The sequence below is a fragment of the Methylobacterium sp. JK268 genome (genome assembly GCF_054052225.1).
Genome location: NZ_JBSVZN010000013.1, coordinates 167117 through 180301, shown reverse-complemented (window position 1 = coordinate 180301; position 13185 = coordinate 167117). Strand labels below are relative to the sequence as shown.

Genomic DNA, 13185 nt, shown 5'->3' with positions numbered 1-13185 from the left:
TCTCAGCCGGCGACGCCGATGCGGTCGCGCAGTTCGAGCCACCACCCGTAGGAGGGCGGCCAGCGCTGCCAGTCGGGATCGGTCCCGAGCGCCTGGGCGGCGTGAAGCGCCCAGTGCGGATCGGTCAGGGCCTCGCGGCCGATGGCGATGAGGTCGGCCTGGCCGGCCTGCAGGATGGCCTCGGCCTGAGGCCCGTCGAGGATCACCCCCACCGCCATGGTCGGGATGCCGGTCTCGCGCCGGATCGCCTCCGCGTAGGGCACTTGATGCCCGCGCTGCAGTTTGGTGCGCGTCTTGGCGTAGTCCATCATCGAGTTCTCGGCCCGGATGCCGCCTGACGAGCAGTCGATCACGTCGACGCCGCGCGCGGCGAGTTCCCGGGCGAGCACGATGCTGTCGGCGATGGTCCAGCCGTCGCTGCGGGTGTCGAGGTCCGGGCGCCAGTCGACGCAGGAGATCCGGAACAGGAGCGGCTTGCCCGAGGGCCAGTGCGCCCGCACGCTCTCGGCGACTTCGAGGGCGAAGCGCATCCGGCCGGCGCGGTCGCCGCCGTAGGAATCCTCGCGGGTGTTCGAGACCGGCGAGAGGAAGGAGTGGATCAGGTAGCCGTGGGCCGCGTGGATATCGAGGACGTCGAACCCGGCGCGCTCCACCCGCGCCGCGGCGCGTCCGTAATCGTCCACGAGGCGGGCGATCTCGTCGACCGTCATCGCCCGCGGCTGGTGCCAGCCGGTGACGCTGCGGCCGTCCGAGGCCGCGACCGGCTGCCAGGGGGCCTCGCCCCGGGCGGCCTCGGCCTCACCGAGGGGGCCGAGGCCCTCCCAGGGGCGCTGGCGGGAGGATTTCGGGCCGGCATGGTGGAGCTGGGCCGCCGCGAGGCTGCCCTGCTCCTGCACGAAGGCGGCGATGCGGGCGAGGGGCGGGATCTGGTCGTCCGACCAGATGCCGAGGTCGCCGTAGGTGTTGCGCCCGACCGGATCGACGATCAGCGCCTCGGTCATCACCGTGCCGGCGCCGCCCACCGCGTACTTGGCGAGGTGCTGGAAGTGCCAGTCGGTGGCGCGCCCGTCCGGCCGCGCCTTGTACATCTGCATCGGCGCGATCACGACCCGGTTGGGGAAGGTCACGTCGCGCAGGCGGAACTCGCGGAACAGCAGGCTGCCGGACATCGTCTCCTCCTACTCGGCCGCGAGCGACGGGGCGCAGATCTGGGCGAGCCGCGGCAGGTCGCCGAAGCGGTCGCAGAGCGCCTCGTAGGCGGCCTCCACGTCCCGCGCCCCGCCGCCGGGGGGCGCCTCGCGGCCCTTGAGCGCGCCGAAGACCTGGTGCTTGACGAAGAAGCGCCACGTGACCGGGACGGCGGCCAGGATCCGGGTCAGGGCGTCGTAGCGCTCGAGGCTCCAGACCCGCTCGAACGCGACCCGACCCGGCCCGTGGCCGAACTCCGCGGAGGTGCGGCGGCGGGCCATCTCGCCCCGCAGCCGGGCGGTGGCGGGTTCGTCGAGGGCGAGGTCGGGCCCGAGCACGATTCCGTAATCCTCCCGCGCCCGGGCGGCCGAGACGAAGCCCCGCCGCACATCGGCGATCACCGCCTCCTCGGGCCGCTCCAGCGGGTCGCCGTAGCCCCCGGCACCGGGGCCCTGGATCAGGATCACGTCGCCCGGATCGCAGGGCACGATGTCGGTCGAGCCGAGCTCGACGCAGGACGCGGTCCCGGGGTTCTTGGCGAAGCGCGACGGCGCGCCGGAGAGGCCGCCCCGCAGGCCCCAGGCCGAGAAGACCGAGCGGTCGCGGTTGCGCGCCGTCACCATGGATTGCGGGGAAAAGAGCTGGAACTCCATCTCGAGCGCCGTGCCGCCGCGGTGCCGCCCGGGGCCGCCGGAATCCGGCACCAGCCCGTAGCGCAGGATCCGCACCGGCACCTCGGCCTCGTTGATCTCGACCGGCGTGTTCTTGAGGTAGGACATGTTGGCGCCGCAGCCCTCGGCGCCGTCCGCCCCGGGGCTGCCGCCCCCGCCCCCGCCGACCGGGCCGATCGAGGCCATGACCGAGCGCCCCGTGCGGGTCGAGGTCTTGACGTTCATCAGGCTCATGCCGCTGCCCGGCGAGGCCGGCATGCGGTCCGGAAGCGCGCGGCAGAAGGCGCCGAGCACCACCGTCTGGGCGAGGTTGCACATCAGGCTGCGCATGCCGACCGCCGCCGGCATCACGGCGTTCATCACCGAGCCCTCGGGCAGGATCGCCCGCGCCGGCCGCACGAAGCCCGCGTTGAGCATCGCGGTGCGGTCTTGCGCGTAGAGGGCGTAGACCACCCCGACCATCGCGAGCGCGTGCCGCTCCTTGCCGCCGGTCGGCACGTTGAGCGAGGAGGCGAGCTGCGGGTCGCTGCCGGTGAAGTCCACCGTCAGGGTGTCGCCGTGGACCTTCAGCGTCACGGCGACGCGCACCGGGTAGCCGCCCGCTTGGTCCTCGTCGGCGTAGTCGGCGAAGAAGTAATCGCCGTCCGGGATCTTGGCGATCACCGCCCGCGCCTGGTTCTCCGCGTAGTCGAGCAGGCCGTCGAGCCCGCTGCGGAACCCGTCCTTGCCGAAGCGGTCGATGATCTCGTGGACCTTGCGCTCACCGACGTTGACGCAGGCGATCTGGGCGTTGAGGTCGCCCCAGTTCTGCTCGGGCAGCCGCACGTTGTTGGCGATCAGCCGCAGCAGGTCCTGGTTCATGACGCCGTCGCGCATGAGGCGCATCGGCGGGATGCGCAGGCCCTCCTGGTGGATCTCGGTCAGGCTGCGCGACAGGGTCGCCGGCACGGCGCCGCCGACATCGGTGTTGTGGATGTGGCAGCCGACGAAGCAGACGACCTCGCCGTCGCGGAAGACCGGCTTCCAGATGTGCACGTCGGGCGTGTGGGTGGCGACGTAGCCCGCGTAGGGGTCGCTGGTGAGGCAGATATCGCCCTCGCGGTAGTCGAAGAGCGGGATCACCTCGCCGTAATCGAGGCCGGTGTACCACGTCGCCCCGAAGGTCTTCGGGGAGGCGACCGTCAGGCCCTCCGGCGTCAGCACCTGGCAGGAGAAGTCCTCGGTCTCCTTGACGAAGGTCGAGTGGGCGGTGCGCATGAGCGTCCAGCCCATGCTCTCGGCCGCCGCCGCGCAGTAATTGGCGAGGACCTGGAGGTTCGTGCTGTCGAGCGTCACCGGGCGGCCTCCGGGGTGATGCGCAGGTTGGCGTGGGCGTCGACCCGGGCGTGCAGGCCGGGCGGCACGACGGTGGTGCAATCGTCCTGGGTGACGATGGCCGGGCCCGCGAAGGTCTGGCCGGGCCTCAGGTCCTCCCGGCGGTAGACCGCGACCTCGCGCTCGGCGCCGTCGAGGAAGGCGCGCGCCGTGCGCACGAGCGGGGCCGGTCCCTCCACGAGGTCGTGGCGCGGCAGCTCCGGCTTGGCGGTGCGGCCGCTGACCACGAGGCGCAGCGAGATCACCTGCAGGGCGGCGTGGGGGTCGGCGTGCCCATAGACCCGCTCGTGCTCGGCGTGGAAGGCGCGGGCGATCGCCGCGACGTCCCCCGCCTCGGCGCTCGCCGCGTCGACGGGCGTGTCGATCTCGAAGGACTGGCCGCGGTAGCGCAGCTCCGCCGAGCAGGCGAGCGCCGCGGGGCCGTCGTAGCCCTGGTCGTGGTGCAGCCAGGAGAGGGCACTCGCCTTCAGCGCCGCGTAGGCCTCGCGCAGGGCCGGCGCGAGATCCGGGGTGAGGTCGGCGTAGAGGGTCTTGATGAAGTCGTTCTTCAGGTCGGCGATCAGCCCGCCGAGCGCGCTCAGCACCCCGGGCGTCAGGGGCACCACCACCTCGCGCATGCCGAGTTCGCGGGCGAGGAAGCAGGCCATCATCGGCCCGGCGCCGCCGAAGGCGAGGCAGGAGAATTCCCGCGGGTCGATGCCGAAGCGGGACACCAGCGCGCTGACATCCGTGTACATGCCCGACACCGCGATGCGGATGATCGCCTCGGCGGTCTCCTCGATGCTGCGGCCGAGCGGCCGGGCGAGGTCGCCGATGACGGCGCGGGCCTTGTCGCGGTCGATCGTCACGGCGGCGTAGCCGATCTCCGCGAGGCCGACGAGGCCCAGCGCCGCGAAGGCGTCGGTGATCGTCGCCCTGGTGCCGCCGCGACCGTAGCAGGCCGGACCCGGCCGCGAGCCGGCGCTCTCCGGCCCGACCTTGAGCACGCCCTGGCCGTCGATCCAGGCGATCGAGCCGCCGCCCTCCCCGATCGACGAGACCGAGACCGACGGGATGTGGATCTGGAAGTCGCCGATCTGCTCGCCGGTGCCGTATTGCGGCTGCCCGTCGACGATGATCGCCACGTCGGCCGAGGTCCCGCCGATGTCGAGGCTCATGCAGCGGGCGATGCCGCAGGTCTCGGCCACGTAGGCCGCGCCGATCACCCCCGAGGCGGTCCCCGAGAGGATCATCTGCACGCACGCGCTCTTGCCCTGCTCGGCGGTCATGATGCCGCCGTTGGACTTGGTCAGCCGCGGCTCGGGCGCGACCCCGATCGATTTGAGCGCCGCCTGGAGCGAGCCGAGGTAGTGCGCGACGCGGGGCTGCACGTAGGCGCCGATCGCCGCCGTGATCGTGCGCTCGTACTCGCGGATGATCGGCCAGGTCTCGCTCGACAGGAAGACCGGCAGGCCGGGGGCGAGGCCCTCGATCATCGCCTTGGCGGCCGTCTCGTGGGCGGGATTGCGGTAGGCGTGGAGGAACGAGACGACGATGCCCTCGGCGCCGGCCGCCCGCGCGCCCTCGACGGCCCGGGCGAGGCTGCCGGGGTCGAGGGGCGCGAGTTCGTGACCCTCGGCGTCGAGGCGGCCGGCGACGCCGAAGACGCGGTCGCGGGGGATCAGCGGCGCCGGACGCTTCGAGAGCAGGTTGTACATGTCCGGGATCTTGAGCCGGGCGATCTCCAGCACGTCGCGGAAATGCTCGGTGGTGAACAGCGCCAGCCGCAGGCCCTTGCGCTGGATCACGGTGTTGATCCCGACCGTGGTGCCGTGCGTGAAGTAGGCGATGTCGTCCGGGCCGATGCCGTAGCGCTCACCCGCCAGCGTGATGCCGGCGATGACCTCCGCCCCCGGCTCGTCGGGGCGCGAGAACACCTTCAGGCTCCTGAGGCTCTGCGTCGCCTCGTCGAACAGCGCGAAGTCCGTGAAGGACCCGCCGATGTCCACGCCGACCCGATAACCCATGCCCTTGCCTCCCGGCCGGGCGGGGGCCCGGCCTCGTCGATGCGTGACTATGCCTGCCGGCTCCGCCCTTTCCCGGACGACTGCAGCGTCAGCGGAAGGAGATCCGGGAACCAGCGAAAGGACTCGCCGCGAAGCGGCTTCGAATGCCAGCGCCGTTGCCGAAAAGCAGTCGCTTCGCGGAGTCCTGTGCTGGTTTCCGGATCTCCTTCCGCTCTCGCTGCAGTCGTCCGGAAAAGGGGGGAGGAGCGAACCAATGCCGCCCCTAGAGCCGCATCCGATCGCGTTGCAATCGGATGCGGCTCTAGGTCTTTGATGTTTACGCATTTTCTACGACGAACCGGGATCCACTTCGTCGGAAAATGCTCTAGCGCCCGACCTCCTTGTTCCAGGTCTCGACCCACTTCGCCTGCCGCGGCGGGATCTCCTGGTAGGGTGGGAAGATCAGCCGGTCGGGCGGCGTGATCTCGTGCGCGATCTTGGGATCGAACGTGGCGTTCTTGTTGACGATGCCGTACCGGATCGCGCTGCCGAAGCAGGACTGCGCCTCGACGCTGAGCGCCATGTCGGCGAAGGCGTAACCGAGGTCGCTGCTGTTCTTGATCTTCTGGATCCAGGTCAGGCCGACGATGACGCCGGGATCGGGCGTGACGTACTTGTACTGCGGGTTCTTGTCGTCGATGAAGGCCCAGGCGCGGCCGTCCCAGTACATCGCCAGGTCGATGTCGCCGCTCTTCAGCCCGTTGAGGACGCCGTTGGGGTCGACCCAGAGGCTGAGATTGCCGCTCGCCTGCATCCGCTTGACCGCGTCGATGCCCGGCTTGATGTCGTCGATGCCGCCGCCGTACAGCTTGGCGAGGCTCCAGACCGAGACGGTCAGGCCGCCACTCGGGTAGTTGATGTTCGGGATCGCGGCCTTCCACTTGCCGGCGATGGTGCCCTCCACGAAGGACTTCCAGTCCGTGGGCGGGTCGGTCACCGTCTCGGTGTTGTAGATCAGGCCCATGCCGCCGTAATTGTGCGGCGAGCCGTAACCGTCGCCGAGGCCCTGGAAGCGCGGCCCGAGCTGGGCCATGTTCGGCACCTTGTCCGGGGTGAAGCGCTCGACGAGGCCGCGGTTGATCGCGTCGTAGGCCGTCTCGGACGGGTTGTAGACGATGTCGAGGGGCGGCTTGCCGGGGCTGGCGGCGATCTGGTTCAGCCACTGGATCGGCGTGCCGAGCACCACGTCGATGCTCTTGCCGGTCTTCTTCTGGAACGGCTCGACCACGCAGCGCCGCAGGCTCTGCTCCCAGATGCCCCCGAAGGCGCCGACCACGAGGTCGGCCGCGCGGGCGCCGCTGCCGAGACCCGGGATCCCGACGCCGAGGAGCCCCAGGATCGCGAGGGCGCCGAGCCGGACGCTCCCCCGCGCGGGCGCGGGGGACCCGCTCACGAACCCGGCACCGTCCGTCGCGTGTTCCGCATCCATGAACCGGCTCCCTCGCTCGGCCTGCGCTACGATCAGGTATTCACTATTGTGAACCGACGCACAACCCGCTTTCGACAGCAAATCCCCGATCTGCCCACAAAGGCACCCGCTGCGCATCAATGAGGCGCCACATGTTCGTGAGCGGGCTGGCGCCCCGGACCCGTCCGGCGCTACGATCCCTTGACGCCCGGAATTCATTTTAGTGAATATGCGCCGAGGCGGGCCGCGCGGCCTCGAGCCGAGGCGCATCGACCGGAGGGGCCGCCGATGACGAGTGCCGTACCGCTGAGGCTCGTCGAGATCAGCAAGAGCTTCGGGGCGCTGCAGGCGCTCAAGCCCCTGAGCCTGACCATCGGCGGCGGCGAGATGCTCGCCCTGCTCGGTCCCTCGGGCTGCGGCAAGACCACGACGCTGCGGATCATCGCGGGCTTCGAGGCACCCGATACCGGCCAGGTGCTGATCGGCGGCGAGGACGTCACCGACCTGCCGCCGAACCGCCGCGGCCTCGGGATGGTCTTTCAGAACTACAGCCTGTTCCCGCACATGAGCGTGGCCGAGAACGTCGCCTACGGGTTGAAGATGCGCGGCGTGAAGGCGTCGGAGCGGCGGGCGCAGGTGCGCCGGATGCTCGACCTCGTGCGGCTCGGCCAGTACGAGGACAGGCAGATCCACCAGCTCTCCGGCGGGCAGCAGCAGCGGGTGGCCCTCGCCCGCTCGCTCGTCACCAACCCCTCGGTGCTGCTCCTCGACGAGCCGCTGGGCGCCCTCGACAAGAACCTGCGCGAGCGCATGCAGTTCGAGCTGCGGGAGATCCAGCGGCGGCTGGGCATCACCTCGATCATCGTCACGCACGACCAGGAGGAGGCGCTGACGATGAGCGACCGGGTCGCCGTGATGGCGGAGGGCCGCATCGTCCAGGTCGGACCGCCGACCGAGGTCTACGACCGCCCGCGCACGCGCTTCGTGTCGGAGTTCCTCGGCACCGCCAACATCTTCGCCGGCACGGTGGCGGACCGGGCCGGGCCGCAGGACTGGGCCATCTCCCTCGACCTCGACGGGGAGCGGCGCAGCCTCGTGCGCTCCGAGGAGCCCCTGGCGGCGGGCCGCCGGGTGCTGCTCGCGGTCCGCCCCGAGCGCCTGGCGATCGGGTCGGGCGCCGAGGGCGGGATCCCGGCGCGGGTGCAGGACGTGGTCTTCCGCGGCAGCTACTTTGCCTACGAACTCGCGGTGCCGGGCCAGTCCGGGCCGGTCTTCGCCTACAGCCAGTTCCGCCGGGAGGTGCCGGCGGACGGGCGCGTCGGCCTGACCTGGCCGGCGGACGGGGCCATCATCCTGCAGGACGCGCCGTGACCGCCGAGGTCGAGACCGCTCCGGCCACCCTGGCCGATCCCGCCCCGTCCCGCCGCCGGCGCGCGCCCTACCGCCTGGTGCGGTCGAGCTGGACCGTGCCGGTGCTGGTCTTCCTCGGCTTCTTCTTCGTCATCCCGCTCGGCACCAACGTCTGGCGCAGCGTCTCGACCGGCGAGGCGCTCACCGCCGGACCCTTCGCCTTCTACGCCAAGCTGCTCGGCGACGCCTACTACGCGGGCGTGCTGGCCGAGACGCTCAAGGTCGCGGTGATCGCGACGGTGGCGAGCCTGATCCTCGGCTACCCGGTCGCCTACTTCATGGTGCGCTACGCCGGGCGCTGGAACACCGCGATCGTCTTCCTGCTGATCGCCCCGCTCCTGACCTCGATCATCATGCGCACCTTCGGCTGGCGGGTGCTGCTCGCCCGCAAGGGGCTGGTGACGGTCGCGCTCCACGACTGGGGCCTGATCGCGCGGCCGACGAACCTCGCGGACGACCCCCTCGCGGTCTATGTCGCGCTGGTGCACGTGCTGGTGCCGTTCATGGTGCTGTCGATCGTGGCGGTGCTGCAGCAGGTGGACCGGCGACTGGAGGAATCCTCGCGGGTGCTCGGCGCCGGGCCGCTCACCACCTTCCTGCGCATCACCCTGCCGCTCAGCCTCGACGGGGTGGCGACCGGCTGCATCCTGGTCTTCGTCGTCACCAACGGCAGTTTCCTCACCATGCTGCTGCTCGGCGGTGGCAAGGTGACGACGCTCTCCGTGCTGATCTACCAGCAGTTCAACCTCGCGCAGGACACGGGCTTCGCCGCCGCGATGGGCAACCTCCTGCTCTTCGTCGCGCTGATCTGCCTTGCGCTGCAGGCGCGGTTCCTGCGCCGCCGGGGCGTGGCGGCATGAGCCCGGACACCACCCTCCCCCCGCCGCGCCGCCGCCGGCGGCCGAACCTCGCCGCCTGGGCGCTCGGCGCCTACGTGCTGGTGTTCCTCGCCTTCATCGTGGCGCCGATTGCCGCCGTGGTGGCGGTGTCGTTCTCCTCGGCCTCGTTCATCACCTTCCCGATCCCGGGCTACACCCTGCGCTGGTACTGGCGGATCCTCGAGTACCAGCCCTTCCTCGACGGCCTGCTTGTCTCGATCGAGGTGGCGCTCGGCTCCACGGTGCTGGCGGCGCTGCTCGGCGTCCCGGCGGCCCTGGCGCTCGCCCGCGCCCGCGGGCCCTGGCCGGCGCTGATCGCGACCCTGCTGCTGGCGCCGATCACCGTGCCGGCGATCGTGCTCGGCCTCGCGCTGCTCTACTTCCTGGCGAGCCTGTCGCTCGGCCTGTCGCTCGCCGCGCTGCTGATCGCCCACACGGTGGCGGGCATCCCCTACGTGACGCGCACGGTGCTGGCGGTCTACCGCTCCCTGCCGCCCGACCTGGAGGAGGCCTCCGCGGTGCTCGGCGCCACCCGCTGGCAGACCTTCCGCTACACGACCCTGCCGCTGGTGCGCCCCGGCATCTTCGCGGGCGGCCTGTTCGCGATCCTGACCTCCCTCGACAACCTGCCCCTGTCGTTCTTCTTCGGCAGCGCCAACACCAACACCCTGCCGGTGGTGATGCTGAGCTACATGGAGAACCAGTTCGACCCCTCGATCGCCGCGGTGAGCACCGTGCAGATGCTGATCGCCGTGGTGGCGCTCCTGGTCACGGACCGGATCTACGGCATCGAGAAGCTGACGGCGGCGTGAGGGGGCCGGCGCGCCGTGAACCCTCCCCCCTCTGCGGGGGAGGGTGGCGAGCGGAGCGAGCCGGGAGAGGGGCCGGCGCGACGCTGACTCACGGAGCGCTCTTCACGACGGCTCCGATCTATCCTGAAACGTGGATCCCCTCTCCCGCCCCGCTCCGCGGGGCACCCTCCCCCGCAGAGGGGGGAGGGTCACGGGCGTGCCGCGACCGCCCCTACCCCAGGAACGTTCCGAACGTGGCGTACAACCGCTCGCCCCTTCGCAAGGTGTCGAGCATCGCCTCGCGCCGCCGCCGGGCGACGGCGCCGACGATCAGGCCGGCGAGGCTGATCGCCGCCGTGAAGGAATCGAACACCGACTGGCTGCGGGTCTCGATCAGCAGGCGGTGGGTGGCGTGCGGGCAGAGCGGCGAGAGCGGGCTGTCGGTGAGCGCGATCACGTCGCCGCCGAGGTCGCGCAGGTGGGCCGCCGCCCGCGTGGTGTTGGGCGAGTAGCGCCGAATGCTGATCCCGACCAAAAGATCGTCCGGCGTCAGCCACAGCAGCCGGTCGGCGATGCGGGCCTCGCCGGTGTCGAGCAGCACCACGTCCGGCAGGCAGAAGTTGAGGTGGGTCTGGATGTAGTAGGCGACCGGATAGCTGTTCTTCTCGCCGATCACGTAGATCTTGCCGCGCCCGGCGCAGAGCCGGTCGACCACGGCCTCGATGTCGCCCGGCGCGAGGCCCGCGTAGGTGGCGCAGATGTTCGCGATCTCGGTGTCGAGGGTGCGGGCGGCGATCTCGGCCAGCGATCCCGCCTCGTCCGGCAGGCCGGCCCGCTCGGCTGGGGAATGAAGCTTGCGCGAGACCGCGTCGCGCACCTCCCGCTGCACGTCCCGGAACCGGGCGTAGCCGAGCTTGGCGAAGAGCCGCACCACCGTGGCGGCGCTCACCCCCGTCGCCCGCGCCATTGCCGAGGCGCTGTCGAGGCAGGATTGCGGGTAATGGGCGATCAGGTAACGGGCGATCTCGGTCTCGCGGGCGGTGAGTGCCCCCTGCCCGGCCTCCAGGCGCTCCAGCAGGCCCGGCGGCCGGGCCGGGGCGGCGGCGATCACGGCCGCGCGGCCCGGCGCAGGATCGTCAGCGCGACGGCCTGCGCCCGCGGCACCAGCGTGTCGATCCGGCAATATTCCTCCGCCGTGTGGGCACCGCCGCCGACCGGACCGGTGGCGCAGAGGGTCGGCGCGCCGACCGAGGCGGTGAAGCCGCTGTCGGCCGAGCCGCCGGTGAACTCGCCCTCGACCGCGAACCCGACCGCGCGGGCGCAGGCCGCGTAATCCGCGAACAGCGCGCGGTTGGCGTCGGTCTCGACGAGGGGCAGGAAGCTGCCTTCGTGCACCACCCGGGCGCGGGTGCCCGCCGGCTCCTCCCGCGCCAGGATCGCGTCGACCGCGGCGCGCACGGCGCCCATCGCGGCGTGGTCGCGGAAGCGCACGTCCACCTCGAAGTCGGCCCGGGGCGCCACGGTGTTGACCGAGACGCCGCCCGCGGCGAGCCCGACATTCACCGTCGTGCCGGTTTCGAGGTCCTGCAGCGCGTGCAGGGCGAGAATCATGCGGGCCATGGCGTCGATCGCGCTCGCGCCCTTGCCGGGCTCCACGCCCGAATGGGCGGCCCTGCCCTCGATCGCGACGCGCAGGAACAGCGCCCCCTTGCGCCCCGTCACCACGTTGCCGGAGGCCCGTCCCGGCTCGGCGTTGAGGACGAGCCCCGCGCCGCGGGCCGCCGCCTCGATCACCGGCCGCGAGGCCGGCGAGGCGATCTCCTCGTCGCCGGTGCAGAGCAGGGTGAGCGGCATCGGCGCGCCGCCCGTCGCCGCGAAGGCCTGCGCGACGAACAGGTTCATCACCAGCCCCGCCTTCATGTCGGCGACGCCCGGCCCGGTGGCGATCCCCTCGGCGATCCGGAACGGGCGCGCCGCCACGGTGCCGGCCGGGAACACCGTGTCCATGTGCCCGAGCAGCAGGGCGTGGGCGCCGGGTGCGTCGCCGGGCAGTTCGGCGATCAGGTTGTCGCCGTGTCCGGCGTGGGGGATCACCCGCGCGGCGATCCCGGCCTCCGCGAGGCGGCGGCGCAGGACTGCCCCGACCCGGTCGATGCCGGCCTTGTCGGCGCTGCCGCTGTCGATGGCGACGATCTCGGCGAGCAGGTCCAGCATCGCGTCGTGCCGGGCCGAGAGCCAGGCGAGCACCGCGCGCTCGCGGTCGTTCAGCGTCATGGTCGGCGGATCCTTCCTCAGGCGGGTCGGGGAAAGACCAGCAGCGTGTCGGGGCGCAACCCCAGGGTGACGGCGCTGCCGAGCGCCGGCGCGGCCCCCGGCGCCTCGCCGTTCGCCGTCATGGCGATCAGGGTCTCGCCCCCGCCGATCTCGACGTGGTGATAGGTGACCGCCCCCGTGTAGACGCTGTGGCGCAGGGTGCCGGGCACCAGGATGCGCCCGGGCCGGCCTCCGTCGGGCGGGTTGAACTCGACCTTCTCGGGCCGGACCACGAGGTCCACGGCCTGGGACGCGGCGAGGTCCGGCTCCGCTTGCACCCGCAGCAGGGTCTGCCCGGAGCGCAACGCCACCGTGGCGGTGCCGCCCTCCACCGCCTCGACCCGGCCCTGCACCGCGTTGGTGAAGCCGATGAAGTCGGAGACGAAGCGGCTGCGGGGCCGCTCGTAGACCTCGGCCGGCGTGCCGGTCTGGACCACGCGCCCGGCTTCCATCACCACGATGCGGTCGGAGAGCGTGAGCGCCTCCTCCTGGTCGTGGGTCACGAAGACCGTGGTGATGCCGACCGCGCGCTGCAGCTCCTTGATCTCGACCTGCATCTGCTCGCGCAGCTTGCGGTCGAGGGCGGCGAGCGGCTCGTCGAGGAGGAGCACGCTCGGCCTCGTCACGATGGCGCGGGCGAGCGCCACCCGCTGCCGCTGGCCGCCCGAGAGCTGCGAGGGGAAGCGGTCGGCGAGGTGGGCGAGGTGCACCTGCTCCAGCGCGGCCGCGACCTTGGCGGCGATCTCCGCCCGGGTCCCGCGCCGCATGGCGAGGCCGAAGGCGACGTTGTCGGCCACGCTCATGTGCGGGAACAGGGCGTAGTTCTGGAACACCATCCCGATGTTGCGCTTCCAGGGCGCGACGGCGTCGACGCGCTCGCCGCCGATGCGGATCTCTCCCGCGTCGGGCCGCTCCAGCCCGGCGATCATCCGCAGCGTCGTGGTCTTGCCGCAGCCGGAGGGGCCGAGGAGGCTCACGATCTCGCCGGGGCGGATCGCCAGCGACACGTCCCGGACCGCCTGGACCGGCCCGTACCACTTGCGCAAGGAGCGCAGGTCGACGCCGCGCGCGTCGGAAGCGAGGGTGCCCATCGGGCTGCTCATCGCT

At 71.8% G+C, this 13185-nt stretch carries 10 protein-coding genes; 3 read left to right on the top strand and 7 right to left on the bottom strand.

Translation table 11 applies throughout. The features are described from left to right. Window positions 1–2 precede the first annotated feature (2 nt). The 4 genes from ACW9J6_RS16355 to ACW9J6_RS16340 all read right to left on the bottom strand — a co-directional run bounded on the left by ACW9J6_RS16355 (window position 3) and on the right by ACW9J6_RS16340 (window position 6707). The gene (locus ACW9J6_RS16355; protein ID WP_457117542.1) at window positions 3–1169 is read right to left on the bottom strand and encodes an NADH:flavin oxidoreductase/NADH oxidase; all 1167 of its coding nucleotides are present in this window, start codon (window positions 1167–1169) and stop codon (window positions 3–5) included. Window positions 1170–1178: 9 nt separating this feature from the next. Next, the gene (locus ACW9J6_RS16350; protein ID WP_457117541.1) at window positions 1179–3194 is read right to left on the bottom strand and encodes a hydantoinase B/oxoprolinase family protein; all 2016 of its coding nucleotides are present in this window, start codon (window positions 3192–3194) and stop codon (window positions 1179–1181) included. After that, window positions 3191–5239 (bottom strand): hydantoinase/oxoprolinase family protein, encoded by a 2049-nt coding sequence (locus ACW9J6_RS16345; RefSeq protein ID WP_457117540.1) that lies wholly within the window; start codon window positions 5237–5239, stop codon window positions 3191–3193. Before ACW9J6_RS16345 ends, ACW9J6_RS16350 begins: the two co-directional genes overlap by 4 nt. A gap of 364 nt (window positions 5240–5603) precedes the next feature. Further along, window positions 5604–6707, bottom strand: a complete 1104-nt coding sequence (locus tag ACW9J6_RS16340) for an extracellular solute-binding protein (RefSeq protein WP_457117539.1) — start codon at window positions 6705–6707, stop codon at window positions 5604–5606. Window positions 6708–6974: 267 nt separating this feature from the next. Between ACW9J6_RS16340 and ACW9J6_RS16335 the strand changes: the two genes are divergently transcribed. Genes ACW9J6_RS16335 through ACW9J6_RS16325 form a run of 3 tightly spaced genes read left to right on the top strand, consistent with a single transcriptional unit; the run spans window position 6975 to window position 9786 of the window. Further along, window positions 6975–8057, top strand: a complete 1083-nt coding sequence (locus ACW9J6_RS16335) for an ABC transporter ATP-binding protein (protein ID WP_457117538.1) — start codon at window positions 6975–6977, stop codon at window positions 8055–8057. After that, a complete protein-coding gene (locus tag ACW9J6_RS16330; protein WP_457117537.1) occupies window positions 8054–8956 on the top strand; it encodes an ABC transporter permease in 903 nt (300 codons plus the stop codon). The genes ACW9J6_RS16335 and ACW9J6_RS16330 overlap by 4 nt, the downstream gene beginning before the upstream one ends. Then, complete coding sequence (locus ACW9J6_RS16325; RefSeq protein WP_457117536.1) at window positions 8953–9786, top strand: ABC transporter permease; 834 nt, start codon at window positions 8953–8955, stop codon at window positions 9784–9786. Before ACW9J6_RS16330 ends, ACW9J6_RS16325 begins: the two co-directional genes overlap by 4 nt. 211 nt (window positions 9787–9997) lie before the next feature. Here the strand turns inward: ACW9J6_RS16325 and ACW9J6_RS16320 are convergent, their stop codons facing one another. The 3 genes from ACW9J6_RS16320 to ACW9J6_RS16310 are packed head-to-tail and all read right to left on the bottom strand — an operon-like array spanning window position 9998 to window position 13181. Continuing rightward, window positions 9998–10876, bottom strand: a complete 879-nt coding sequence (locus ACW9J6_RS16320) for a MurR/RpiR family transcriptional regulator (RefSeq protein WP_457117535.1) — start codon at window positions 10874–10876, stop codon at window positions 9998–10000. After that, window positions 10873–12039, bottom strand: coding sequence for a M20 family metallopeptidase (locus ACW9J6_RS16315; protein WP_457117534.1), 1167 nt, complete (start codon window positions 12037–12039; stop codon window positions 10873–10875). Before ACW9J6_RS16315 ends, ACW9J6_RS16320 begins: the two co-directional genes overlap by 4 nt. Before the next feature lie 17 nt (window positions 12040–12056). Next, window positions 12057–13181 carry an ABC transporter ATP-binding protein gene (locus ACW9J6_RS16310; protein ID WP_457117533.1) on the bottom strand — a complete coding sequence of 375 codons (1125 nt, stop codon included), beginning with the start codon at window positions 13179–13181 and terminating at the stop codon, window positions 12057–12059. Window positions 13182–13185 lie beyond the last annotated feature (4 nt).